At 70.6% G+C, this 24921-nt stretch carries 20 protein-coding genes; 8 read left to right on the forward strand and 12 right to left on the reverse strand.

Annotation, left to right across the window (positions count from 1 at the left end; genetic code table 11):
- Positions 1-24: 24 nt before the first annotated feature.
- The 4 genes from prcB to arc all read right to left on the reverse strand — a co-directional run bounded on the left by prcB (position 25) and on the right by arc (position 4712).
- Positions 25-870: a proteasome subunit beta gene (gene prcB / locus OG552_RS06480; RefSeq protein ID WP_329130229.1), complete on the reverse strand. Its 846-nt coding sequence runs from the start codon at positions 868-870 to the stop codon at positions 25-27.
- A 107-nt stretch (positions 871-977) separates the two neighbouring features.
- A complete protein-coding gene (locus tag OG552_RS06485) occupies positions 978-1196 on the reverse strand; it encodes a ubiquitin-like protein Pup (protein ID WP_329130230.1) in 219 nt (72 codons plus the stop codon).
- A gap of 145 nt (positions 1197-1341) precedes the next feature.
- On the reverse strand, positions 1342-2853 hold the full coding sequence (gene dop, locus OG552_RS06490; RefSeq protein ID WP_329130231.1) for a depupylase/deamidase Dop: 1512 nt from the start codon (positions 2851-2853) through the stop codon (positions 1342-1344).
- A 92-nt stretch (positions 2854-2945) separates the two neighbouring features.
- Positions 2946-4712, reverse strand: a complete 1767-nt coding sequence (gene arc / locus OG552_RS06495) for a proteasome ATPase (RefSeq protein WP_329130232.1) — start codon at positions 4710-4712, stop codon at positions 2946-2948.
- Between the two features lie 241 nt (positions 4713-4953).
- Between arc and OG552_RS06500 the strand changes: the two genes are divergently transcribed.
- Complete coding sequence (locus OG552_RS06500) at positions 4954-5244, forward strand: ferredoxin (RefSeq protein ID WP_329130233.1); 291 nt, start codon at positions 4954-4956, stop codon at positions 5242-5244.
- Between the two features lie 76 nt (positions 5245-5320).
- On the opposite strand, the gene OG552_RS06505 is transcribed toward OG552_RS06500, so the two are convergent.
- From OG552_RS06505 to OG552_RS06515, 3 genes are all read right to left on the reverse strand, one after another.
- Complete coding sequence (locus OG552_RS06505; RefSeq protein WP_329130234.1) at positions 5321-5902, reverse strand: hypothetical protein; 582 nt, start codon at positions 5900-5902, stop codon at positions 5321-5323.
- 250 nt (positions 5903-6152) lie between these two features.
- Complete coding sequence (locus tag OG552_RS06510; RefSeq protein WP_329130235.1) at positions 6153-7064, reverse strand: tRNA (adenine-N1)-methyltransferase; 912 nt, start codon at positions 7062-7064, stop codon at positions 6153-6155.
- A 119-nt stretch (positions 7065-7183) separates the two neighbouring features.
- Positions 7184-8401, reverse strand: coding sequence for a site-2 protease family protein (locus tag OG552_RS06515; protein ID WP_329130236.1), 1218 nt, complete (start codon positions 8399-8401; stop codon positions 7184-7186).
- Between the two features lie 130 nt (positions 8402-8531).
- On the opposite strand from OG552_RS06515, the gene OG552_RS06520 reads away from it, so the two are divergent.
- Complete coding sequence (locus OG552_RS06520; protein ID WP_329130237.1) at positions 8532-9455, forward strand: RecB family exonuclease; 924 nt, start codon at positions 8532-8534, stop codon at positions 9453-9455.
- Between the two features lie 13 nt (positions 9456-9468).
- Positions 9469-10140, forward strand: a complete 672-nt coding sequence (locus OG552_RS06525; protein ID WP_329130238.1) for a response regulator transcription factor — start codon at positions 9469-9471, stop codon at positions 10138-10140.
- Positions 10141-10175: 35 nt separating this feature from the next.
- On the opposite strand, the gene OG552_RS06530 is transcribed toward OG552_RS06525, so the two are convergent.
- From OG552_RS06530 to metH, 3 genes are all read right to left on the reverse strand, one after another.
- Positions 10176-11774 carry an ABC transporter substrate-binding protein gene (locus OG552_RS06530; RefSeq protein WP_329130239.1) on the reverse strand — a complete coding sequence of 533 codons (1599 nt, stop codon included), beginning with the start codon at positions 11772-11774 and terminating at the stop codon, positions 10176-10178.
- Between the two features lie 286 nt (positions 11775-12060).
- Positions 12061-12762, reverse strand: coding sequence for an HAD family hydrolase (locus OG552_RS06535; RefSeq protein WP_329130240.1), 702 nt, complete (start codon positions 12760-12762; stop codon positions 12061-12063).
- A 288-nt stretch (positions 12763-13050) separates the two neighbouring features.
- A complete protein-coding gene (gene metH, locus OG552_RS06540) occupies positions 13051-16626 on the reverse strand; it encodes a methionine synthase (RefSeq protein ID WP_329130241.1) in 3576 nt (1191 codons plus the stop codon).
- 233 nt (positions 16627-16859) lie between these two features.
- On the opposite strand from metH, the gene OG552_RS06545 reads away from it, so the two are divergent.
- The 5 genes from OG552_RS06545 (at position 16860) to OG552_RS06565 (ending at position 22996) form a co-directional block, all read left to right on the forward strand.
- Positions 16860-17624 (forward strand): IclR family transcriptional regulator, encoded by a 765-nt coding sequence (locus OG552_RS06545; RefSeq protein ID WP_329130242.1) that lies wholly within the window; start codon positions 16860-16862, stop codon positions 17622-17624.
- Positions 17625-17811: 187 nt separating this feature from the next.
- On the forward strand, positions 17812-18666 hold the full coding sequence (locus tag OG552_RS06550) for an MIP/aquaporin family protein (RefSeq protein ID WP_329130243.1): 855 nt from the start codon (positions 17812-17814) through the stop codon (positions 18664-18666).
- A 52-nt stretch (positions 18667-18718) separates the two neighbouring features.
- Positions 18719-20272 carry a glycerol kinase GlpK gene (gene glpK, locus OG552_RS06555; RefSeq protein WP_329130244.1) on the forward strand — a complete coding sequence of 518 codons (1554 nt, stop codon included), beginning with the start codon at positions 18719-18721 and terminating at the stop codon, positions 20270-20272.
- An 8-nt stretch (positions 20273-20280) separates the two neighbouring features.
- Positions 20281-21891 (forward strand): glycerol-3-phosphate dehydrogenase/oxidase, encoded by a 1611-nt coding sequence (locus OG552_RS06560; RefSeq protein WP_329130245.1) that lies wholly within the window; start codon positions 20281-20283, stop codon positions 21889-21891.
- A gap of 433 nt (positions 21892-22324) precedes the next feature.
- The gene (locus OG552_RS06565) at positions 22325-22996 is read left to right on the forward strand and encodes a FadR/GntR family transcriptional regulator (RefSeq protein ID WP_329130246.1); all 672 of its coding nucleotides are present in this window, start codon (positions 22325-22327) and stop codon (positions 22994-22996) included.
- A gap of 40 nt (positions 22997-23036) precedes the next feature.
- Here OG552_RS06565 and OG552_RS06570 read toward each other — a convergent pair whose 3' ends face one another.
- Positions 23037-23873 (reverse strand): amidohydrolase family protein, encoded by an 837-nt coding sequence (locus OG552_RS06570; RefSeq protein ID WP_329130247.1) that lies wholly within the window; start codon positions 23871-23873, stop codon positions 23037-23039.
- Between the two features lie 2 nt (positions 23874-23875).
- Positions 23876-24889 (reverse strand): aldo/keto reductase, encoded by a 1014-nt coding sequence (locus OG552_RS06575; RefSeq protein ID WP_329130248.1) that lies wholly within the window; start codon positions 24887-24889, stop codon positions 23876-23878.
- Between the last annotated feature and the right edge of the window lie 32 nt (positions 24890-24921).

Consider the following 24921-nt stretch of genomic DNA (forward strand, 5'->3'; position numbering starts at 1 on the left):
GGCCGCCGCCTGGCTGACCGGCCGTCACAGCACCTGTGCCTGGGGTCCGTCGGGGCGCTCCAGGCGTCCGTCGACCACCGTCTGGGCGATCTCGGCGACCTCCGCGTCGCTGAGCCGGCGGAAGCCGTCCTCGGTGATGACCGTGATGATCGGGAAGATCTTCCGGGTCAGGTCGGGGCCGCCGGTGGCCGAGTCGTCGTCAGCCGCGTCGTAGAGCGCCTGGATGACCGCGGTGGACATCTGGCGCTCGGTGAGGTCGCTGCGGTAGAGCTTCTTGAGGGCGCCGCGGGCGAAGACCGAGCCGGAACCGGTGGCGGAGAAGCCGTGCTCCTCGCTGCGGCCGCCGGTCACGTCGTAGGAGAAGATGCGGCCCTTGCCGCGCTCGGTGTCATAGCCCGCGAAGAGCGGCACCACGGCCAGGCCCTGCAGGGCCATCGCCAGATTGCCGCGGATCATCGTGGACAGCCGGTTGGCCTTGCCCTCCAGGGAGAGCGTCGCCCCTTCGATCTTCTCGTAGTGCTCCAGCTCCAGCTGGAAGAGTTTCACCATCTCCACCGCGAGCCCCGCGGTGCCGGCGATCCCGACCGCGGAGAACTCGTCCGCCGGGAACACCTTCTCGATGTCACGCTGAGCGATCACATTGCCCATCGTGGCCCGCCGGTCGCCAGCCAGGATCACGCCGTCGGCGAAGGTGGCGGCCACGATCGTCGTCCCGTGCGGCAGTTCGATCGCCCCCTTGAGCGGCGGCAGCGTCCGGCCTCCGGGCAGCAGCTCGGGCGAGTGCTCCCCCAGGAAGTCGAGGAACGAGGACGACCCGGGCGTCAGGAAGGCGGCCGGCAGTCGCCCGGTGCTACGAGTGTTGGCTTCCACACGATTCCTTCCACACGATCATGAAGTCGGTACGGACCCTACCCGCGGCCCGGAAATCCATCCGCCCCGCGGTCTGGTACGCGCGGGGCGGGCGGAAGGGTGAGCGGCTACTGGCCGCCCTTCTGGACGAAGGAGCGCACGAAGTCCTCCGCGTTCTCCTCAAGGACGTCGTCGATCTCGTCCAGGACGGAGTCCACGTCGTCCGAGAGCTTCTCGTGGCGTTCCTTGAGGTCGTCGGCTGCCTGGGAGTCCTGCTGGGTCTCCTCGACCTCCTCCGTGGAACGCGTCGCCTTCTGCTGTCCGCCGTCGGTGTCCTTCGTAGCCATGTCCCTCACCCCGCTCGGTTGCGTGCCTACAAGATCAGACCCTACAAGCAGGGTCCGACTCCGGCTCTGGATTACTTGAACGTCCGAGGACTACCGGGTTGTTTCCCGGTTCTGACCCGTTTCAGCCCCCGGGCGGGCTTCGGGATCAGCCGCCGGACAGGATCCGGACCAGGTCTTCGGCGGTACGGCAGCGGTCGAGCAGCTCCTTGACGTGCTTGCGGGTGCCGCGCAGCGGCTCCAGGGTGGGGACCCGCTGGAGGGAGTCACGGCCGGGCAGATCGAAGATCACCGAGTCCCAGGAGGCGGCCGCGACGTCGTCCGCGTACTGTTCGAGGCAGCGGCCGCGGAAGTATGCCCGGGTGTCCTCCGGAGGCTTGTTGACCGCCCTGAGGACCTCCGGCTCGTCGAGCAGCCGCTGGATGCGCCCACGGTCCACCAGACGGTTGTAGAGGCCCTTGTCGGGCCGTACGTCGGCGTACTGCAGGTCGACCAGGTGCAGCCGGGCGGCGTCCCAGCCGAGGCCGTCACGGCGCCGGTAGCCCTCCAGCAGCTCTTTCTTCGCCACCCAGTCCAGCTCGCCGGCCAGGCTCATCGGATCGTTCTCCAGCCGGTTGAGCACGTCCTCCCAGCGGCCCAGCACGTCCAGGGTCTGCTCGTCGGCGTCGGCGCCGTACCGCTCCTCGACGTATTTGCGGGCCAGCTCGTAGTACTCCATCTGGAGCTGGACCGCGGTGAGGGTGCGCCCGTTACGCAGCGTGATGAGCTGGTGCAGGCCGGGGTCGTGGGAGACCTCGTGCAGGGTGCGGACCGGCTGGTCGACGGCGAGGTCCACCTTGATGAAGGAGTCCTCGATCATGGACAGCACCAGCGCGGTGGTGCCCAGCTTGAGGTAGGTGGACAGCTCGGAGAGGTTGGCGTCGCCGATGATGACGTGCAGCCGCCGGTACTTCTCGGCGTCGGAGTGCGGTTCGTCGCGGGTGTTGATGATGGGGCGCTTCAAGGTGGTCTCCAGGCCGACCTCGACCTCGAAGTAGTCCGCCCGCTGGCTGAGCTGGAAGCCGTCCTCGTGGCCGTCCTGGCCGATGCCGACCCGGCCCGCACCGGTGACGACCTGCCGGGAGACGAAGAACGGGGTGAGGTGCCGCACGATGTCCGAGAACGGGGTCTCCCGCCGCATCAGGTAGTTCTCGTGCGTGCCGTAGGAGGCGCCCTTGTTGTCGGTGTTGTTCTTGTAGAGGTGGATCGGCTGGGCGCCGGGGATCTGCCCGGCCCGCAGCGCCGCCTCGGCCATGATCCGCTCGCCGGCCTTGTCCCAGAGCACGGCGTCACGCGGATTGGTGATCTCGGGCGAGGAGTACTCGGGGTGGGCGTGGTCCACATAGAGCCGCGCGCCATTGGTGAGGATCACATTGGCCAGGCCGATGTCCTCGTCGGTGAGCTGGGTGGTGTCCGCAGCTTCCCGGGCGAGATCGAAGCCGCGGGCGTCCCGCAGCGGGTTCTCCTCCTCGAAGTCCCAGCGGGCGCGGCGCGCCCGGTGCATCGCCGCCGCGTAGGCGTTGACGATCTGGGACGAGGTGAGCATGGCATTGGCGTTGGGGTGGCCGGGCACGGAGATCCCGTACTCGGTCTCGATGCCCATTACTCGCCGTACGGTCATGCGGCCCTCCTTGCCCGGCTCCGGTCCGTATGGGCCGGAAAACACACCGGCTGCGGGTACCCGCGTCGGGACCCGCAGCCGGAGGGTAGTGCTTACAGATACTGTCCGGTGTTCGCCACGGTGTCGATGGAGCGTCCGGTGTCCGCTCCCTGCTTCCCGGTCACCAGGGTGCGGATGAACACGATCCGCTCGCCCTTCTTACCGGAGATCCGGGCCCAGTCATCGGGGTTGGTGGTGTTGGGCAGGTCCTCGTTCTCCTTGAACTCGTCCACGCAGGCGGCGAGCAGGTGGGAGACGCGGAGCCCGCGCTGGTCCTGGTCGAGGAAGGCCTTGATCGCCATCTTCTTGGCCCGGTCCACGATGTTCTGGATCATCGCTCCGGAGTTGAAGTCCTTGAAGTACAGGACCTCCTTGTCACCATTGGCGTAGGTGACCTCCAGGAAGCGGTTCTCCTCGCTCTCCGAGTACATCCGCTCCACCACGGACTGGATCATGGCGTCCACGGTGGCGGCGGGCGACCCGCCGTGCTCGGCGAGATCATCACCGTGCAGGGGGAGGGTGTCGACGAGGTACTTGGTGAAGATGTCCTTGGCCGCCTCGGCGTCCGGACGCTCGATCTTGATCTTCACATCCAGGCGGCCGGGCCGCAGGATCGCGGGGTCGATCATGTCCTCGCGGTTGGAGGCGCCGATCACGATGACGTTCTCCAGGCCCTCCACACCGTCGATCTCGGCGAGCAGCTGGGGGACGATGGTGTTCTCCACGTCCGAGCTGACACCGGAGCCACGGGTGCGGAAGAGGGATTCCATCTCGTCGAAGAAGACGATGACGGGAGTGCCCTCGGAGGCCTTCTCACGAGCCCGCTGGAAGACCAGGCGGATCTGCCGCTCGGTCTCGCCGACGTACTTGTTGAGCAGCTCGGGACCCTTGATGTTGAGGAAGTAGCTCTTCCCCTGGGGCTGGCCGGTGACCTCGGCGACCTTCTTGGCCAGCGAGTTCGCGACCGCCTTGGCGATGAGCGTCTTGCCGCAGCCGGGCGGGCCGTACAGGAGCACGCCCTTCGGCGGACGGAGCGCGTACTCCTTGAAGAGGTCGGCGTGCAGATACGGCAGCTCCACCGCGTCGCGGATCTGCTCGATCTGGTTGCCGAGGCCGCCGATCTGGCGGTAGTCGATGTCGGGGACCTCTTCGAGAACCAGCTCCTCGACCTCGCTCTTGGGCACACGCTCGTACACGTAGCCGGAGCGGGGTTCGAGCAGCAGGGCGTCGCCGGCCCGCAGGGCGCCGTCGAGCAGCGGTTCGGCGAGCCGCACCACCCGCTCCTCGTCGGTGTGCCCGATGACCAGGGCGCGCTCGCCGTCCTCCAGGATCTCCTTGAGGGTGACGATGTCTCCGACCCGCTCGAATTCCATGGCCTCGACCACGTTGAGCGCTTCGTTGAGCATCAGCTCCTGGCCGCGCCGGAGCTCCTCCAGTTCCACGGACGGGCTGACGTTCACCCGGAGCTTGCGCCCGCCGGTGAAGATGTCCGCGGTGCCGTCCCCATTGGCCTGCAGGAACACGCCGAAGCCGGCGGGCGGCTGGGCGAGCCGGTCGACCTCCTCCTTGAGGGCCACGATCTGGTCGCGGGCCTCACGGAGCGTGTTGGCCAGCCGTTCGTTGTTCGCGGACACGCCCGCCAGATTGGTCTGCAGCTCGACGATCCGCTCCTCGAGAATTCTCGTGTGCCGCGGAGAGTCGGCGAGCTTGCGTCGCAGGACGGCGATCTCCTGCTCTAGAAAGGCGACCTGGCTCATGGGATCTTCCGATCCACGAGCGGGTCGGCCGCCACGGTTGTAGTCGTCGTCGTGGGCCGCCACGGTCCTCACCTCCTCCAAGGGGAGCTGGACGTTTCCAGACCCTACCTGGGCCAGGTGGGGTTGAAACCCCTAGATCACAAAGACGATCGCGGTGTGTCCGATCTTCACCCTTGCGCACGTCCCTCCGCCACTGAGATACCCGCCGATCTCCATCCGAAAGCCGCCGGTTGTATCGTCGTTTCGGTCAACCGCCTTCGACGGTGGTCTCTTCCCGAACGAACAACAGCAGGCGAGGGTTTCCGTGAGCAACGAGACGGCCGAAGCGCTCGAAGTCTGGATCGACCAGGACCTGTGCACCGGTGACGGGATCTGCGTGCAGTATGCGCCTGAAGTATTCGAACTGGACATCGACGGCCTGGCCTATGTCAAAGGCAGCGACGACGAGCTGCGGCAGTCGCCCGGGGCAACCGTCCCGGTGCCGCTGACCCTGCTGCGCGATGTCGCCGATTCGGCGAAGGAGTGCCCCGGCGACTGCATCCATGTGCGCCGGGCCGCCGACAAGGTCGAGGTTTACGGGCCGGACGCCGACTGACCTGCGGGTTCTCCCGAGCCGGGTGTTTCCCCGGCCCGGTCTGCCGGGGCTTTGACCGGGGCTTTGACCGCGGCTTTCAGATGCTGTTGTCCGCCGGCCCCGGGAGCGCCACATAGCGGTCGCCCCGCCACTCCCAGGTGTAGGTGCGCCGCAGGTCGGGGCAGCATCGCGGGGTGGTGTCGCTGGAGAAGCCCAGCACGGTGGCCTTGACGGTCCTCCCGGCCAGCCGGAAGTTCTCGACCTCCCGCTGGTCCTGCGGCCTGACCAGGGTCTCCGCTATCCGCGGGGCGCCGGCGGCGGTGCTGGAGAGCACGTACACGGCGCTGGGCGGGGTGCCGACGTCGGAGTGGCAGCTGACCACCACGACGGTCTCCGGGCGCCCGTCGCCGTCCAGGTCGGCGGTGACCTTCGAGAGCACGTCGGTCTTCGCGCCGGGCGCGCAGTCCAGCGGGTAGCTGACGGCCGCCGGGTCCGGCGGCGGCACCGGACGGGCCGGGGCGGTGCTCGCGGGTCTGTCCGCGGCGGGTTCCTGCGAGGCGTCCGCCGGCTCCACCAGGGCGACGGCGGCGACCACCGCGCCCAGACCCAGCGCGGTGCTGATCCAGTGCACGGAACGGCTGCGGGTGTGCGGATGGGCCGGGCCTGCGGACGGCTGCACGCGCCTGTCTCCTGGGGTCGGACTCGAACGGTGGGGGTGGCCAGCATGGTGCCATATGTCACACCGCCGCGGAACGCCGGGGCGCCCCGGCGTGCGCCGGGCGCGCTCGGGATCTTCCCCGGGCCGCTCCCCGAGGGATTCGCCGAGCCCTTCCCGGCCCGGACGCGGGCAGCAGAACGCCGCCGCCGGTGTCCGGGAACGGACAAACCGGCGGCGGCGCGGTGAAGTTGGCCGGAATCCTACGGCCGGGTCACTCTTCGGCGGCGGATCCCCCGCTGCCGCTGCCAGGACCGGTGTAGTCCTCGCCGTACGCGCCCTTGGCAGGCCGGCGGCGCCGCAGTGGCGGCTCCACGCCGTCGGCGAGCCGGCGGGCGGTGAGCAGGAAACCGGTGTGGCCGATCATCCGGTGGTCGGGCCGGACCGCGAGGCCCTCCACGTGCCAGGTGCGGACCATGGTCTCCCAGGCGGCCGGCTCGTTGAAGCTGCCGTGCTCGCGGATCGCCTCGACGGTACGGGCGAGCTGGGTGGTGGTGGCCACATAGGCGCACAGGATGCCGCCGGGGACCAGCGCCTTGGCGACCGGCTCCAGGCACTCCCAGGGCGCGAGCATGTCCAGGATGACCCGGTCGACGTCGGTGTCCGAGAGGTTGTCCTGGAGATCACCGACGGTGAGCTGCCAGGCGGGGTGCGGGCTGCCGAAGTACCGCTCGACGTTCTGGGTGGCGATCTCGGCGAAGTCCGCGCGGCGCTCGTAGCTGTGCAGCATGCCCTGGTCGCCGATCGCCCGCAGCAGGAAGCTGCTCAGCGAGCCCGATCCCACCCCTGCCTCGACGACGCGGGCGCCGGGGAAGATGTCGGCCATCGCCAGGATCTGCCCCGCGTCCTTGGGGTAGACCACGGCGGCGCCGCGGGGCATGGACAGGACGTAGTCGGGGAGCAAGGGGCGCAGCGCGAGATAGGCGACGTTTCCCGTGGTTCTGACCACACTGCCCTCGGGGGCACCGATCAGCTCGTCGTGCGGGAAAGCGCCCTTGTGGGTGTGGAACTGCTTTCCGGCTTCGAGCGTGAAGGTGTAGTGGCGTCCCTTGGGATCGGTGAGCTGGACCTGGTCCCCGACTTTGAAGGGCCCGCGACGGCGGGCGGCACCAGTCGGTTCGGACATGCCGCTTATCTTAGGGGTTCGCCCCGCACCGCCTTGACCGCCGCCGGCCAGGGGCCGAAGGCTCCGGCGCTCCGGGGGCGGGCCGGGCCGCCGCACAGCAGGCGCCCCTGGACCAGCGCCTAGTTGCGGGACATCGCGGCCAGGAAAGCGCGCTCGACGTCGGCTGTGGACAGGACGCCGTAGATCTCGCCGGTGGGCTCGACGACGAGGTACTCGGTGGAGGGGTTGGCGCGCAGCTGGTCGAGGAGGGCTTCCCCGGTGAGTTCGGCGGAGACCCGCATCCCGGGGGTGAGGTCCTGGGCGAGGCCGCTGACGGCCACCCACGGGCGGCGGTGCTCGGGGATGGAGACGATTGCGGACTCACGGACCAGCGCGGTGGGGTCACCCTTGCCGTCGACCACCACCAGCGCCCGGGCGCCCGCCTCGTTCGCCCGCCGCAGCGCCTCGGAGAGCGGGGTGTCGGAGGCGACCGGCACCGCCCGCCGGGTCAGGGTGCGCGCCCGCAGGCCCGGCAGCCTTTCCTGCAGCCGGGCCATCCGCAGGCTGTTGCCCGCGCCGGTCCAGATGATCGCCGCGAGCACCGCGGCGAGCAGCGCGTCGGTGAGCGAGTCCGCCCCGCTGCCGGCGCCGTTGCCGGCATATGACAGCAGCGGCAGTCCGATGAGGACCGCGAGCGCGAGGCCCCGGCCGGCCCAGGCGGCGGCCACCGTGCCGGCCATCGGCCGGCCGGTGATCTTCCAGACCACGGCGCGCAGCATCCGGCCGCCGTCCAGCGGCAGCCCGGGCAGGAAGTTGAAGATCGCCACGATCAGGTTGCTGACCATCAGTCCGGCGAGCAGCACTCCCGGCACGGTGCCCCGCTCGACCAGCTGCATCCCGCCGAAGAAGACCGCGGCCAGCACCAGCGACAGCAGCGGCCCGACGAAGGCCAGCACGAATTCGCGGCCGGGGGTCTCGGACTCCTTCTCGATCTCCGAGACGCCGCCGAAGAACTGCAGCTGGATCCGGCGGACCGGCAGGTCGAAGCGGAGCGCGGCGACGGTGTGGGCGAGTTCGTGGATGAGCACGGAGGCGTAGAAGGCGACCGCGAAGAAGAGCGAGACGAGGTAGCGGAGCCGGCCGAGCTCGGGCAGTACGCTGTCGAGCTGACCGCCGAAGACCCAGGTGATCAGCGCGGCGACGAGGAACCAGCTGGGCGCCACATAGATCGGCACGCCGAAGAAGCGGCCCATCAGCAGCCCGCCGCCCGGGTTCCGGGAGGGCTTGTCGGAGTTGCCGTCGCCGTCCTGGCCGGGGGGGCGGGTGTCCTGGGACGGCGGCCGACCGCTCTCGCTCACTTGTTCCCCTCGTGCTGATAAAAACCCTCGTACCGATCATGCGGGACAAGGGGCTCCGCGGCCATGCTATTGCCCTGTTCCGCCGGACACGTACCGGCACTGTCGGTGGCGGGCCGTAAGGTCGTCCCCCATGGGGACCCCTGCCGAGATTCCACCGCCGCGCCCGTCCACGGCTTCCGCGACCGCCCGCCGGCCGCCGTCCGCACCGGTTGCGCTGTCGCCGTCGCGCGCCGCGGACTTCATGCGCTGCCCGCTGCTGTACCGGCTGCGGGTGATCGACCGGCTGCCGGAGAAGCCCAGCGAGGCCGCGACCCGGGGCACCGTGGTGCACGCCGTGCTGGAGCGGCTCTTCGACGCGCCGGCCGCCGAGCGGACCGCGGACCGGGCCCGGTCGATGGTGGCCGGTGAGTGGGAGCGGCTGCGGACGGCCCGGCCGGAACTGGCCGCTCTCTTCACCGCGGCGGAGGGCGCGGCGGACCCGGCGGCGCTGACGGCGTGGCTGGAGAGCGCGGAGAAGCTGGTGGAGCGCTGGTTCGTGCTGGAGGACCCGACCCGGCTGGAACCCGCGGAGCGCGAGCTGTACGTGGAGACGGTGCTGGAGTCCGGGCTGACGCTGCGCGGTTACGTGGACCGGCTGGACGTCGCCGCGGCCACCGGCGATCTGCGGGTGGTGGACTACAAGACCGGCAAGGCGCCCCGCCCGGAGTACGCCGACGAGCCCCTGTTCCAGATGAAGTTCTACGCGCTGGTGCTGTGGCGGCTGCGCGGGGTCGTGCCGCGCCGGCTGCAACTGGTCTATCTGGGCAGCGGGGACGTGCTCACCTACGACCCGACGGAGCAGGACCTGCGGGCCACCGAGCGGAAACTGCTCGCGCTGTGGGAGGCGATCAGGGCGGCCACCGTCAGCGGTGACTGGCGGCCGCGCCGCACACCGCTCTGCGGCTGGTGCGACCACCAGGCGTTCTGTCCCGAATTCGGGGGGACTCCCCCGCCCTACCCCCTGGCGGAAATCGCGGGCGCGCCGCCGGTCGTGGGCGAGAATGGTCCGGTCTAGCGAAGGAGTACCTGTGGCGATCCGCGTCCTGCTGGTGGACGATCAGCCCCTGCTGCGCACCGGTTTCCGGATGATCCTGGAGGCCGAGCCGGATCTGGCCGTGGTCGGCGAGGCCGGTGACGGGCAGCAGGCGCTGGACCAGGTGCGGGCGCTGCAGCCCGATGTGGTGCTGATGGACATCCGGATGCCGCGGATGGACGGGGTGGAGGCCACCCGGCAGATCACCGGCCCGGACCGCTCGGGGCCGGCGAAGGTGCTGGTGCTGACCACCTTCGACCTGGACGAGTACGTGGTGGAGGCGCTGCGGGCCGGTGCCAGCGGTTTCCTGCTCAAGGACGCGCCGGCCGCGGAACTGGTGCAGGCGATCCGGGTGGTCGCCGCCGGTGAGGCGATGCTGGCGCCGAGCATCACCCGGCGGCTGCTGGACAAGTACGCGGGACGGCTGCCCTCGGGCGACGAGACGGTGCCGCAGCCGCTGAACTCGCTGACCGAGCGCGAGGTCGAGGTGCTGCGGCTGGTGGCCAGGGGCCTGTCCAACGCGGAGATCGCCGCGGAGCTCTTCGTCAGCGAGACCACGGTCAAGACGCATGTGGGCCACGTGCTGACCAAACTGGCGCTGCGCGACCGGGTGCAGGCGGCGGTGTACGCCTACGAGAGCGGACTGGTGCGCCCCGGAGCCGGCTGAGGACCCCGGGGCGCGTACGGCGAGCGCGGCGGGCGTCAGCCGGTGACGCCGCGGCCCAGCTCCCAGAACTGCGTGGTGGTGGACTGGTTCAGCGCCCACTCGACGCCGGTGATGTCACTGCGCGAGGCGATGTACTGCTTGCCCTGCCACAGCGGCAGCATGGGCACGTCCTCGGCGATCATGTCCTGCGCCTGCTGGAAGGCCGGCGTCGCGGTGCTCCGCTCGGACTGGCGGCGGGTCTCGGGCAGGATCGTGTTCTGGATCGTGGTGTTGTTGTACGGCAGGTTGAGGAAGTTGTCCTTGTCGAAGAACGGCGCGATGTAGTTGTCCGGGTCCGGGAAGTCCGGGAGCCAGCTGATCGCGAAGATCTGGTACTTCCGCTGCGAGGCGGCCTTCAGGAAGGCGCTCCACTCCTCGCTCTGCACCTGCACGTCGAAGAGCCCGCTGGCGTCCAGCTGCCGCTTGATCTCCTCGGCCTCGGGCTTGTTGACCGTACCGCCGGTGTCCTGGCGGTAGTTGATGGTCAGCGGCACCTTGCCGGTGACCCCCGCGGCCTTCAGGTCGTTCTTGGCCTGGGAGACGCTGGGGTTCTGGTACTTGTTGAAGAACGAGTTGGTGTGGCTGGTGATGCCCTGCGGCACCACGGAGTACAGCGGGTCGGCGGTGCGCTGGTAGATGTCCTTGGTGATCGCCTGCCGGTCGATGACCTGGGCGATGGCCTGGCGGACCGCCTTGTCCTTCAGGCTCGGCGAGGTGGTGTTCAAGAACAGGTACCGGGTCTCGCCGCCGGGCGCCTCGGTGAGCTTGATGTCCGAGTCGGTGCTGTTCTGCAGCTCGGTGATCTGCTCCGGCGCGATGGTGCGGCTCATCACGTCGATGGCGCCGGACTTGAGCGCGGCTTCCATCTTGGCGGAGTCGTTGAAGAGCTTCAGCTCGACCTTGTCGTTGTTGATCTTGTCGATGCCGTCGTAGTGCGAGTTCTTGGTGAACTCCGCCTGCTTGCCCTGGTCGAACGAGTTGAGCACGTACGGCCCCGAACCGACCAGCTTGAAGCCGTTGAACGGCTTGCCCGGGTCGTACACCTTGCTGTCCACGATGGCCGCGGCCGGGGTGGCGAGCTTGGCCGGGAAGGTGGCGTCCGGCGCCTTGAGGTGGAAGATCACGGTCTTGTCGTCAGGGGCGTTGACGGTCTTCACGTCGGATATCAGGGTCGACGGGCCGGTGGGCCAGGCGACCTTCTGCATCCGCTCGATGGAGAACTTCACGTCCTGCGCGGTGAGGCTGTGGCCGTTGGAGAACTTCAGGCCGTCGCGCATCGTGCACTGGTACGTGAGGCCCGAAGTGTCCGCGTAGTGGCACTCCTTGGCCGCGTCCGGGGTGGGCGTGGTGCTTCCGCGGGTGTACCCGAGCAGCATCTGGAACGTGTTGTAGAAGACGTTCCAGGTGGCCGTGTCGTACGACGTGGCCGGATCGAGCGGCGCCGGGTTGTCCTTGGTCAGCACAATGCTGTCGGTGGTGCCAACGACGATGGGGTCGCCACTGCCGCCGCTCCCTCCGCCGGAGCCGCCGCACCCAGTGATTATGGGTGACATGACGCCCAGCAGGGCGGGCAGCACCAGAAGCTTGCGGTTCATCGTCGTCGTTCTCCTCTTGTCACTGCACATCTGCCTGGGTGCCAGCGGCGCTGCGGCTCCGCCGAAGCCGAACAGGCCGCCCGTGCACCGGGGTTCCGGGCAGGGTCGGGGCCCGGGAAGACCTTACGCGCTCGGCTGAGGGTGCCTCGTCACGTGGTTCGCCGCGGGTATTCCAGCACATCCCCGCGCGCATGCTCCGGCGACGATACCGAGAATGGATGTGATCAGCACCAACGGGATGAGAAAGTTCATCGAGCCGAGTCCCGGAAGGGCTGAGCAGGCACTCTCAGTGAATGCGCGTGTTCAAAGAGCGCAGAAAAGGGATGCTCAGGTCCTCCAGCGAGGTGACGACGGTACGGCGGGGCGCGGGCTCGATCGGCACCAGTGACGGCACCGCGACGACCACGCAGCCGGCCGCCTCCGCGGAGGCGACTCCGGTGTGGGTGTCCTCGATCACCACGCACTCGGCCGGGTCGAACCCGAGCCGCGCGGCGGCGGTCAGATACGGCTCGGGGTGCGGCTTGGTGCGTGTCACCTCGTCGCCGGAGAGCGTGAAGTGGAAGTGTTCGCGGCCCAGCGAGCGCAGCATCGCGTCGATGGTGGTGCGGTGCGAGGCGGAGACCAGGGCGGTGGGCACGCCGTGCGCGGAGAGTTCGGTGAGCAGCCGGCGGGCGCCGGGCATCAGCGGCGCGCCGCGGACGATCAGCTGCTCGAAGCGGCTGTTGATGGCCACCGTCAGTTCGGCGAGGGTGGCGGTGGTGCCGGTGACCTCCATCAGGTGCCCGACGCTGCGGGCCATCGGGCCGCCCACCACCACCGAGCGGTGCACGTCGTCCAGCGCGTGGCCGAGGTCCGCGAAGACCTCGGCTTCCGCCGCCCACCAGATGCCCTCGGTGTCCACCAGGGTGCCGTCCAGGTCCAGGAGTACCGCTCGCGGACCGGGCCCTTGCGCCGTACGGGTGTCGGCGACGGGGATCGTGCTGGTCATAGGCCCCACTCCTCGGTGCTGGGGGACACAGAGGCCGGTCGCCCGGCCCCGCTGTCGCGAGGTGGCGACCGGCCTCTGCCGGACCGTCAAGCATACGTCGGCCTGCTGGGTACCGCCTGACGGGCGTGGAACAGCCCCGGAACAACCGCGCAACCCGGCGCCAACGGGCGGTGCCGCGGGTCCGGCAGGGGTCCCGGCGGCGGCCCGGCGGGGCGGTCACCGGCGGGCCCTGGCGGGGCCCGTACGGGCCCGGCCGGCGGGTCCGGGAGCCGGACCCGCCGACGGGGCTCAGCGGGCGTTGAAGTACTTCGCCTCGGGGTGGTGGATCACGATGGCGTCGGTGGACTGCTCGGGGTGCAGCTGGAACTCCTCGGAGAGCTTCACGCCGATCCGCTCGGGCTGCAGCAGGTCGGCGATCTTGGCCCGGTCCTCCAGGTCGGGGCAGGCCCCGTAGCCGAGCGAGAAGCGGGCGCCGCGGTACTTCAGCGAGAACATGTCCTCGACGTCCGCCGGGTCCTCGCCGGCGAAGCCCAGTTCGGCCCGGACCCGGGCGTGCCAGTACTCGGCGAGCGCCTCGGCGAGCTGGACGGACAGGCCGTGCAGCTCCAGGTAGTCCCGGTAGGAGTCGGTGGCGAAGAGCTCGTTGGCGGCCTCGGAGACCCGGTTGCCGACGGTGACGACCTGGAAGCCGACCACATCGGTCTCGCCGGACTCCTCGGGCCGGAAGAAGTCGGCCAGGCACAGCCGCCGCCCGCGGCGCTGGCGCGGGAAGGTGAAGCGGGTGCGCTCGGTGCCGTCCTCGTGGAGCACGATCAGGTCGTCGCCCTTGGAGACACAGGGGAAGTAACCGTAGGTCACCGCCGCCTCCAGCAGGTGCTCTGACTGGAAGCGGGTGAGCAGCCCGCGCAGCCGCGGCCGGCCCTCGGTCTCCACCAGTTCCTCGTAGCTGGGGCCGTCCGCGCGGGACTGCTTGAGGCCCCACTGGCCCTTGAAGAGCGCGCCCTCGTCCAGCCAGGAGGCGTAGTCGGCGAGCTGGATGCCCTTGACCACCCGGCTGCCCCAGAACGGCGGGGTGGGCACCGGGTTGTCGACGGCCACGTCGGAACGGACCTGGCCGCGCTCCTCCTCGGGCTCCTCCGGCAGGTCCCGCTTGGGCACCCGGCGGGCCTTCAGCTCCGGCAGGGCCGCACCGGGCACACCGCGCTTGACGCCGATCAGGGCGTCCATGAGGCGCAGGCCCTCGAAGGCGTCCCGGGCGTAGCGCACTTCGCCCTGGTAGATCTCGTGCAGATCCTGCTCGACGTACGCGCGGGTGAGGGCGGCGCCGCCGAGGATCACCGGGTAGTCGGCGGACATGCCGCGCTGGTTGAGCTCCTCCAGGTTCTCCTTCATGATCACCGTGGACTTCACCAGCAGCCCCGACATGCCGATGACGTCGGCGCGGTGCTCCTGGGCGGCGTCGAGGATGGCCGAGACGGGCTGCTTGATGCCCAGGTTGACCACGTTGTAGCCGTTGTTGGACAAGATGATGTCCACCAGGTTCTTGCCGATGTCGTGCACGTCGCCGCGGACGGTGGCCAGCACGATGGTGCCCTTGCCCGCCTCCTCGCCGTCGGCCACTTTCTCCATGTGCGGTTCGAGGTACGCCACCGCCGTCTTCATCACCTCGGCGGACTGGAGCACGAACGGCAGCTGCATCTGGCCGGAGCCGAAGAGCTCGCCGACCACCTTCATGCCGGCCAGCAGGGTGTCGTTGACGATGTCCAGTGCGGACCGCTCGGCCAGCGCCTCGTCCAGGTCGGCGGCCAGGCCGTTCTTCTCACCGTCGATGATGCGGCGCTGGAGGCGCTCCTCCAGCGGCAGCGCCATCAGCTCCTCCGCGCGGCCCGCCTTGAGGGACTTGCTGTCGACGCCGTCGAAGAGCTCCATCAGCTTCTGCAGCGGGTCGTAGCCCTCGCTGCGGCGGTCGTAGACCAGGTCGTAGGCGGCCTGCCGCTGGTCCTCGGGGATACGCGCGATGGGCAGGATCTTGGCCGCGTGCACGATCGCCGAGTCCAGGCCGGCCTTGACGCACTCGTCGAGGAAGACGGAGTTGAGCGCGACCCGGGCGGCCGGGTTGAGGCCGAAGGAGATGTTGGAAAGGCCTAGCGTGGTCTGGACCTCGGGGTGGCGGCGCTTGAGTTCGCGGATCGCCTCGATGGTGGCCACGCCGTCCTTGCGCGACTCCTCCTGGCCGGTGCAGATGGTGAAGGTCAGGCAGTCGATGAGGATGTCGGACTCGTGGATGCCCCAGTTGCCGGTGAGGTCCTCGATCAGCCGCTCGGCGATGGCGACCTTCTTCTCGACGGTACGGGCCTGGCCCTCCTCGTCGATGGTCAGCGCGATCAGCGCGGCGCCGTGCTCCGCGGCGAGCTGGGTGACCCGGGCGAAGCGGGACTCGGGGCCGTCGCCGTCCTCGTAGTTGACCGAGTTGAGCACCGCACGGCCGCCGAGCTTCTCCAGGCCGGCCCGCAGCACGTCCACTTCGGTGGAGTCCAGCACGATCGGCAGGGTGGAGGCGGTGGCGAACCGGCCGGCGATCTCGGACATGTCGGCGACGCCGTCCCGGCCGACGTAGTCCACGCACAGGTCGAGCAGGTGGGCACCCTCGCGGATCTGGTCGCGGGCCAGCTCGACGCAGTCCTCCCAGCGGCCTTCCAGCATCGCCTCGCGGAACTTCTTGGAGCCGTTGGCGTTGGTGCGCTCGCCGATCGCCAGGTACGAGGTGTCCTGACGGAACGGCACGGTCTGGTAGAGCGAGGCGGCGCCCGGCTCGGGCCGCGGGTTGCGCGGGACGAGGTCCTGGCCGCCGACCCGCTCGACCAGCTGCCGCAGGTGCTCGGGGGTGGTGCCGCAGCAGCCGCCGACCAGCGCGAGGCCGTACTCCTGGGCGAACACCTCGTGGGCGTCGGCGAGTTCGCTCGGCGAGAGCGGGTAGTGGGCGCCGTCCTTGGTGAGCACCGGCAGACCGGCGTTGGGCATACAGGTGAGCGGGATCCGGGAGTGCCGGGTCAGGTAGCGCAGGTGCTCGCTCATCTCGGCCGGGCCTGTGGAGCAGTTCAGGCCGATCATGTCGATGCCCAGCGGCTCCAGCGCGGTGAGCGCGGCGCCGATCTCGGAGCCCAGCAGCATGGTGCCGGTGGTCTCGACGGCGACCGAGCAGATCAGCGGCAGGTTCACCCCGGCCGCCCGCATCGCCCGGCGGGAGCCGATCAGCGCCGCCTTGACCTGGAGCAGGTCCTGCATCGTCTCGACCACCAGCGCGTCGGCGCCGCCGGCGATCAGCCCGGCCGCGTTGGCCTCGTAGCCGTCGCGGAGCGTCGCGTAGGTGGTGTGGCCGAGGGTGGGCAGCTTGGTGCCGGGGCCGATCGAGCCGAGGACGAAGCGGGGGCGGCCGTCGGTGGCGAAGTCGTCGGCCACCTCACGGGCCAGCCGGGCACCGGCCTCGGAGAGTTCGTGGATCCGGTCGGCGATGTCGTATTCGCTCATGGCGCTCTGGTTGGCGCCGAAGGTGTTGGTCTCCACGCAGTCCACACCGACCGAGAAGTACGCCTCGTGGACCGAGCGGACGATGTCGGGGCGGGTGACGTTGAGGACCTCGTTACAGCCTTCCAGCTGCTGGAAGTCCTCCAGGGTGGGCTCCTGGGCCTGGAGCATGGTGCCCATGGCGCCGTCGGCGACGACCACCCGGGAGGCGAGTGCCTCGCGCAGTGCGGCGGCCCTGGCGGCCTGCGCCGGTCCGGCGCCGGCGGGGCGGCTCGGGGCGGACGGCGACGAGGACGCGGAGGACGCGGAGGACGAGAAGGAAGGGGACGGCGAGGCCATGGAGGTGCTCCCTGGGATGCGACGGCTGTCGGCTATGCGCCGCCCGCCCGGTGGGGGCAGGCCGCGCACGACGCCAGCGTAACCGGCCGGACGCGAAGGGCTCGAAGGCATTCCGAAAGGCGGACGGGTGGTGCCAGACTCGTCTCTGCCAAGATGAGGGTCGACAATGTCGACCATGGTCGGCCGGATGGCCCCGTCCGGCCGTCGTGCCCCACGCCCTTGGAGTGCCCGTCATGCCAGGTCCCATCCAGTCGCTGGAACGAGCCGCCGCCATCCTCCGGCTGCTGGCGGGCGGCGAGCGGCGGCTGGGCCTGTCCGATGTGGCGTCCGCGCTGGGCCTGGCCAAGGGCACCGCGCACGGCATCCTGCGCACCTTGCAGCAGGAGGGCTTCGTGGAGCAGGAGCCGGCCTCCGGCAAGTACCAGCTGGGCGCCGAGCTGCTGCGGCTCGGCAACAGCTACCTGGATGTGCACGAGTTGCGGGCCCGTGCCCTGGTGTGGACCGACGACCTGGCCAGGTCGAGCGGCGAGGCCGCGTACCTCGGGGTGCTGCACCAGAGCGGCGTGCTGATCGTCCACCACGTCTTCCGGCCCGACGACAGCCGCCAGGTGCTGGAGGTGGGGGCCATGCAGCCGCTGCACAGCACCGCGCTGGGCAAGGTGCTGGCCGCTTTCGACCCGGTGGCGCACAACGAGGTCGCCGAGGGCGAGCGGGCGGCGCTGACCGGCCGGACGGTCACCGGCGCGGCGGACGTCGAGACGGTGCTGGAGCTGACCCGGGCCCGCGGCTGGGCCGCGGACCTGGAGGAGACCTGGGAGGGCGTGGCCTCGGTGGCCGCGCCTGTCCACGACCGGCGGCGCAATCCGGTGGGCGCGGTCGGCATCACCGGCGCGGTGGAGCGGGTGTGCGACGCCGACGGCATCAGGGCCGGGCTGGTGGCGGCGGTGCGGGACTGCGCCCGGGCGGTCTCCCGCGATCTGGGCGCCGGCCGGTTCTGAAGCTCCCGCGCTCCCGCGAGTCTTCGGTCACACGCCTCTTGACCCGTCCCGCCCCGAGGACGAAACTCTCGTACGGCGGTCGACAATGTCGAACACCGGACGAGGCTCCGGAGTGGCCGCCTCTGGGTGCGGGGAGACCCGGGCTCATGGAGCTCATCGACCCGTGGACCGAGACAAAGGAGTCGCAGTGTCCAACGGCCACATCGTCATCGGCGAGATCTTCGGGACCGCCGTCCTCATCCTGCTCGGCGGGGGCGTCTGCGCCGCCGTGACGCTCAAAAGATCCAAGGCACTCGGGGCCGGCTGGGTGGCCATCTCCTTCGGCTGGGGCCTGGCCGTACTGGCCGGCGCCTACATCGCCAACGGCTACTCCGGCGGCCAGCTCAACCCCGCGGTGACCCTGGGAGTGGCCATCAAGAGCGGTGACTGGAGCACGGTGCCCTACTACCTGATCGGGCAGATGGCAGGGGCCGTCATCGGCGCCTTCCTGGTCTGGGTGGCGTACATGGGCCAGTTCCAGGCGCACCTCACCGACCCCGCGGTGGTGGGTACCGCCGGGCAGCGGGCGGGCGGTCCGGCAGGGGGCCCGACGGCCGGATCGGCGTCCTCGGTCGTCCCGGAGGCCGACCCGGCGGGACCGGCCTCCGGCAACCAGCAGGCGTCGCCCGGCGGCCCGGTGCTCGGTGTCTTCTCCACCGGCCCGGAGATCCGCAACCCGGTGCAGAACCTGCTCACCGAGATCATCGGCACCTTCGTCCTGGTGCTCTTCATCCTCACCCAGGGCATGACGAAGGGCCTGGCGCTCAACGGCCTCGGCATCCTGCTGACCGCACTGGTCGTGGTCGGCATCGGCCTGTCGCTCGGCGGCCCGACCGGCTACGCCATCAACCCCGCCCGCGACCTCGGTCCGCGGATCGTCCACGCGCTGCTGCCGCTGCCCAACAAGGGCGGCTCGGACTGGGGCTACGCGTGGATCCCGGTACTCGGTCCGCTGGTGGGCGCCGCCATCGCCGGCGGTGTGTACCGGCTGGCGTTCACCTAGGACAGCGGCCGCAGCAGGAACAGGACACCGTTCAGACCCCCGAGGAGCACCCGTGACCGACACATCGACCAGCTCGCACGGCAGCGGCCCGTTCATCGCCGCCATCGACCAGGGCACCACCTCCAGCCGCTGCATCGTCTTCGACCGGGACGGCCGGATCGTCGCGGTGGACCAGAAGGAGCACGAGCAGATCTTCCCCAAGCCCGGCTGGGTGGAGCACGACGCCGCCGAGATCTGGGCCAACGTCCAGGAGGTGGTGGCGGGCGCGATCGGCAAGGCCGCCCAGGACGTCCCCGGCTTCACGGCCGCCGACGTCAAGGCGATCGGCATCACCAACCAGCGCGAGACCACCCTGCTGTGGGACCGGCACACCGGTGAGCCGGTGCACAACGCCCTGGTCTGGCAGGACACCCGCACCGACGCCCTGTGCCGGGAGCTGGGCCGCAACGTCGGGCAGGACCGTTTCCGGCGCGAGACCGGTCTGCCGCTGGCCTCGTACTTCGCCGGGCCGAAGATCCGCTGGCTGCTGGACAACGTCGAGGGCCTGCGGGCGCGCGCCGAGGCCGGCGACATCCTCTTCGGCACCATGGACTCCTGGGTGATCTGGAATCTCACCGGCGGTGTGCGGGGCGGAGTGCACGTCACCGACGTCACCAACGCCTCGCGCACCCTGCTGATGAATCTGCACACCCTGGACTGGGACCCGAAGATCCTGGACTCCATCGGGGTGCCCGCCTCGGTGCTGCCGCGGATCCGCTCCTCCGCGGAGGTCTACGGCACCACCGGTGTGGGCGGCCTCCAGGACGTCCCGGTGGCCTCCGCGCTCGGCGACCAGCAGGCCGCGCTCTTCGGCCAGACCTGTTTCGCCGAGGGCGACGCGAAGTCCACCTACGGCACCGGCACCTTCATGCTGATGAACACCGGCGGCACCCCGGTGAACAGCTACAACGGCCTGATCACCACGGTCGGCTACCGGATCGGGGACGCCGCCCCTGTCTACGCCCTGGAAGGATCCATCGCCGTCACGGGTTCACTGGTGCAGTGGATGCGTGACCAGATGGGACTGATCAGTACGGCTGCGGAGATCGAAACGCTCGCCTCGTCCGTCGCGGACAATGGCGGCGCGTACTTCGTCCCGGCCTTCTCCGGACTCTTCGCCCCCTACTGGCGCGACGACGCCCGCGGTGTGATCGCCGGCCTGACCCGTTACGTCACCAAGGCCCACATCGCCCGCGCCGTGCTGGAGGCGACCGCCTGGCAGACCCGGGAGATCGCCGACGCCATGACCAAGGACTCCGGCGTCGAGCTGACCTCGCTGAAGGTCGACGGCGGGATGACCTCCAACAACCTGCTGATGCAGACGCTCGCCGACTTCCTGGACGCGCCCGTGGTGCGTCCGATGGTCGCCGAGACCACCTGCCTCGGCGCGGCCTACGCGGCCGGTCTCGCGGTCGGATTCTGGCCGGACACCGACGCGCTGCGGGCCAACTGGAAACGGGCGGCAGAGTGGACGCCCCGGATGGACGCGGCCGACCGTGACCGCGAATACCACAACTGGCTCAAGGCCGTGGAACGGACCATGGGCTGGATCGAAGAGGAGCACTGAGAAAGACGATGAACACGCTGCAGCGCGTCCCCGCTCTGGGGACGCATCCGACCACCGGTGCGAACCCCGGGCGGGCCGAGACCCGGGAACTGCTCGGCCATGCCACGTACGACCTGCTGGTGATCGGCGGCGGCATCCTCGGTATCACCACCGCCTGGCACGCCGCGCAGTCCGGGCTGCGGGTGGCCATGGTCGACACCGGCGACTTCGCGGGCGCGACCTCCTCGGCCTCGTCCAAGCTGCTCCACGGCGGCCTGCGGTATCTGCAGACCGGCGCGGTGAAGCTGGTGGCCGAGAACCATGTGGAGCGGCGGGCGGTCTCCCGCGACGTCGCCCCGCACCTGGCCTCGCCGCTCACCTTCTACCTGCCGGTCTACAAGGGCGGCCCGCACGGCGCGGCCAAGCTGGGCGCGGGCGTCTTCGCGTACTCCGCGCTGTCCGCCTTCCAGGACGGTGTCGGGCATGTGATCAGCCCGTCGAAGGCCGCCCGGGACGTCCCCGAGCTGCGGACCGACAACCTGCGGGCGGTCGCGGTCTACGAGGACGGGCAGATGAACGACGCCCGGATGGCGCTGATGACGGTACGGGCGGCGGTCGACGCGGGGGCGACCGTACTCAACCACGCCGAGGTCGTCGGACTGCGCTTCACCGACGGCCGGGTCACCGGCGCGGACCTGAAGGACCGCATCGACGGCGCCGAGTTCGGGGTGGACGCCCGGCTGGTGCTCAACGCGACCGGGCCGTGGGTCGACCACCTGCGGCGGATGGAGGACGCGGGCGCCGCCCCCTCGATCCGGCTCTCCAAGGGGGCGCACCTGGTGCTGAAGCGGACCGCTCCGTGGCGGGCGGCCCTGGCCACCCCGATCGACAAGTACCGCATCACCTTCGCGCTGCCCTGGGAGGACATGCTGCTGCTCGGCACCACCGACGAGGCGTACGAGGGCGACCCGGCCGAGGTGGCCGTCACCGAGTCCGACATCAGCCAGATCCTGGACGAGGCGTCGCTCTCGGTGCAGGACCGGCAGCTGTCCCGCGACCTGATCACGTACTCCTTCGCGGGCCTGCGGGTGCTGCCCGGCGGGCCCGGGGACACCGCCAAGGCCAAGCGGGAGACGGTGGTCACCGAGGGCCGCGGCGGGATGCTGTCGGTGGCGGGCGGCAAGTGGACCACCTTCCGGCACATCGGCAGGACGGTGATGAACAAGCTGGCGGAACTGCCCGGGCATCCGCTCTCCGCGGACATGGAGCCGATGTCGCAGCTGCCGCGGAAGGCCCCGCTGCCCGGCTTCGCCAGCCCGCAGGCGGTCACCCACCGGCTGCTGAACGACGGTGCCTCCTCCGGACCGCAGATGGCCCCGGACACCGCGCGGCACCTGGCCACGCACTACGGCTCGCTGGCCTTCGACATCGCCCGGCTGGCCAACGAGGACCCGGAGCTGGCGCGCCGGATCCACCCGGACGCGCCGGAGATCTGGGCGCAGGTGGTCTACGCCCGCGACCACGAGTGGGCCGAGCAGGTCGACGACGTGCTGCGCCGCCGGACCACGCTGACGATCCGCGGCCTGGACACCCCGGAGGTCCGCGACGGCGTGGCCCGCCTCCTGGAAAAGCGCCCCTGACCAGCACGTAAGCCCCCCGGCCGGCCCGCCCCCGATCCGCCGGCCCGGCCGGGGGCAAGCCACGTGCCAAACGGCCCCTCCAGCACCGCGGCCCCATCCGGAAAACCGTCCGTCCGGCACCCGACGGTCCGGCTACCGTCCGTCCGGCGGCCCGGCGTCAGACCTCAGGGGTCAGGCCGGCGATCAGCCGGTGCTGGATCATGGGCTCCAGTATGGTTCGCGGTCCGGGAGGGGGACAGCGAGTTCCCGGGACGCGGCCGTGGGCCCGGACGTTACGGCGGGCGGGACGGCGGGTTTTTCGGACTGTTGGGCGTCACGCGGTATCTGGACCATAATGAACGCAAGACATCGGAGGTCTGGCGGCGCCGAGGAACCGGACACGGTCCGGGTCCGGACCGGCCGCGGGATCTGATCAAGGGGAGGGCGGTCGCGCATGGCGGTCACCGACGAGGCGATCGAGAAGATCAAGGAGATGATCGTCTCCGGCGCGCTCCGGCCCGGCGACCGGCTGCCGAAGGAGAGCGAGCTGGCGGCCGGGCTGGGCCTGTCCCGGAACTCGCTGCGCGAGGCGGTGCGGGCGCTGTCGCTGATCCGCATCCTCGATGTGCGCCAGGGCGACGGCACCTACGTCACCAGCCTCGATCCACAGCTGCTGCTGGAGGCGCTCAGCTTCGTGGTGGACTTCCACCGCGACGACACGGTGCTGGAGTTCCTGGCGGTACGCCGGATCCTGGAGCCGGCCGCGACCGCGATGGCCGCGCTGCGCATCCCGATGGAGGACCTGGAGGTGCTGGAGGGGAAGCTGGACGCCCTCGGCCCCGAACCGTCGGTGGAGGAGCTGGTCGCCTCCGACCTGGAGTTCCACCGCGGCATCGTGCAGGGCTCCGGCAACTCGGTGCTCTGCTCGCTGCTGGACGGCCTGTCCGGTCCGACCACCCGGGCCCGGGTGTGGCGCGGGCTGACCCAGGAGGACGCGGTCAGCCGCACCCTGCACGAGCACCGGGCGATCCTGGGCGCGCTGCGCGACCGCGACGCGGAGGCGGCCAAGTCCTGGGCGACCGTGCACGTGGCCAGCGTGGAGCAGTGGCTGCGCTCCACGCTGTAGCCCGGCCGGCCCGGCCCTGACCCGCCGGGCCCCGCCGCGTCTAGGTCAGGCGGTAGACGCGGGCCGCGTTGCCGCCGAGGACGGCGTCCCGCCCGGCCGGGTCCAGCGCGGCCACCGCCTGCTCGGCGAGCGCGTACACATCGGCGTACCGCCCGGCGAGTGTGCACACCGGCCAGTCGGAGCCGAAGAGCACCCGGTCCTGGCCGAAGGCGGCCAGCACGTGCCGGGCGTACGGCAGTACGTCCTGCGGGCGCCAGCTCTCCCAGTCGGCCTCGGTGATCAGCCCGGAGAGCTTGCAGCTGACGTTGGGCAGCGCGGCCAGCGCCGACAGCTGTCCTGCCCACGGCTCCCACGCGCCGGACGCGACCGGCGGCTTCCCGCCGTGGTCGAGCACGAACTCCACCTCGGGCAGCGCCTGTACGGTCGCCACCGCCGCGGTCATCTCCCGCGGTGAGACCAGCAGGTCGTAGACCAGTCCGGCCCGGCCGACCGCGGCCAGCCCCGCACGCACGTCCGGGCGGCCCAGCCACCACGGGTCGGACTCGTCCTGGGCCTGGTGGCGGATGCCGACCAGTGGTCCGGCCGCCCGCAACTCGTCGAGTACGCCGGGCAGTGCGGGGTCGACGAGGTCCGCCCAGCCGACGACGCCGGCGATCCGGCCGCCGGACCCGGCGGCGATGCCGAGGAGTTCACGGGTCTCGTCCAGCGAGGAGCTGGACTGGACGACGACGGTCGCGTCGATGCCGTGCTCGGCGAGGAGCGGTTCGAGTTCGGCGAACTCGAAGGTGCGGTTGATCGGCTGCACCTCCTTGGCGCCGAGCCAGGACTGCTCCCGCCGGCCGATGTCCCACAAGTGGTGGTGGGCGTCGATGCGCATGGTCACTCCCCCGCGCTCAGGGCCGCGTGCGCGGCGGCGTTACGGGCCACGGCGGCGGCCAGCGGCAGTGGTACGTCCGGGTCCAGCAGGCCGCGTCCGACCAGCGCGTGCCACAGGTCGTCGGGGATGTCGTAGCCGAACATGGCCGCGTTGTCCCGCATCTCGGCCGCGCCAGCGGCGCCGACCAGGGCGGCGACGACCGTGGGGTGGGCGAACGGGAATCGCAGCGCGGCGGCCCGCAGCGGCACCCCGAACTCGGCGCAGACCTCAGCCATGTCCAGCGCCCGGCGCAGCAACTCCTCTGGCGCGGCCTGGTAGTTGTAGGGGGCGCCGGGCTTGGGGTCGGCGAGCAGCCCGGAGTTGTAGACGCCGCCGACCACCACCTGGGTGCCGCGCCGCTCGCACACGGGCAGCAGGTCGTCGAGCGCGGTGCGTTCCAGCAGCGTCCAGCGGCCGGCGCAGAGCACCACGTCCACGTCGAGGTCGGCGACGAGTTTCGCCATCACCCCGGAGTAGTTCATGCCGAAGCCGATGGCCTTGACGACGCCCTGGTCACGCAGTTCGGCCAGGGCGGGGAAACCGGTGGCGTACACCTCGTCGAGGTGGTCCTCGACGTCGTGCAGGTAGACGATGTCGACGGCATCCACGCCGAGCCGGGTCAGCGACCCTTCCAGCGTGGCGCGGATGCCGTCGGCGGTGAAGTCCCACACCCGGGCCCTGGCCGGGGCGTCGGTGAAGCCCTGCCCGTCCGGCACCTCGCCGGGCAGGAGGTCGCGCAGCCGCCGGCCGACCTTGGTGGACAGCACGTAGGACGCGCGGTCCCGGCCGGCCAGTGCGCGGCCGAGCCGTTCCTCGGCGCGGCCGAGGCCGTAGTGCGGCGCGACGTCGAGGTAGGTGGCACCCGCGTCGAACGCGGCCGCCACGGTGGCCTCGGCCTCCTCGTCGGTGATGGCGCGGTACAAGTTGGCCAGCGGAGCGCAGCCGAGGCCGAGCCTGGGCAGTGCCGGTACGGGCATGGGAGGTGGTTCTCCTTGGAGTGCTGCGGTGT

This window comes from Streptomyces sp. NBC_01476 (genome assembly GCF_036227265.1).
Lineage (GTDB): Bacteria > Actinomycetota > Actinomycetes > Streptomycetales > Streptomycetaceae > Actinacidiphila.

What these genes read in the sequence shown, in the direction of transcription:
- OG552_RS06485 (WP_329130230.1), bottom strand. Translation starts at nt 1,196, where the DNA reads ATGGCTACGAAGGACACCGACGGCGGACAGCAGAAGGCGACGCGTTCC.
- dop (WP_329130231.1), bottom strand. Translation starts at nt 2,853, where the DNA reads ATGACCGTACGGCGAGTAATGGGCATCGAGACCGAGTACGGGATCTCC.
- OG552_RS06510 (WP_329130235.1), bottom strand. Translation starts at nt 7,064, where the DNA reads ATGTCCGAACCGACTGGTGCCGCCCGCCGTCGCGGGCCCTTCAAAGTC.
- OG552_RS06520 (WP_329130237.1), top strand. Translation starts at nt 8,532, where the DNA reads ATGGGGACCCCTGCCGAGATTCCACCGCCGCGCCCGTCCACGGCTTCC.
- OG552_RS06530 (WP_329130239.1), bottom strand. Translation starts at nt 11,774, where the DNA reads ATGAACCGCAAGCTTCTGGTGCTGCCCGCCCTGCTGGGCGTCATGTCA.
- OG552_RS06535 (WP_329130240.1), bottom strand. Translation starts at nt 12,762, where the DNA reads ATGACCAGCACGATCCCCGTCGCCGACACCCGTACGGCGCAAGGGCCC.
- metH (WP_329130241.1), bottom strand. Translation starts at nt 16,626, where the DNA reads ATGGCCTCGCCGTCCCCTTCCTTCTCGTCCTCCGCGTCCTCCGCGTCC.
- OG552_RS06545 (WP_329130242.1), top strand. Translation starts at nt 16,860, where the DNA reads ATGCCAGGTCCCATCCAGTCGCTGGAACGAGCCGCCGCCATCCTCCGG.
- OG552_RS06560 (WP_329130245.1), top strand. Translation starts at nt 20,281, where the DNA reads ATGAACACGCTGCAGCGCGTCCCCGCTCTGGGGACGCATCCGACCACC.
- OG552_RS06565 (WP_329130246.1), top strand. Translation starts at nt 22,325, where the DNA reads ATGGCGGTCACCGACGAGGCGATCGAGAAGATCAAGGAGATGATCGTC.
- OG552_RS06570 (WP_329130247.1), bottom strand. Translation starts at nt 23,873, where the DNA reads ATGCGCATCGACGCCCACCACCACTTGTGGGACATCGGCCGGCGGGAG.
- OG552_RS06575 (WP_329130248.1), bottom strand. Translation starts at nt 24,889, where the DNA reads ATGCCCGTACCGGCACTGCCCAGGCTCGGCCTCGGCTGCGCTCCGCTG.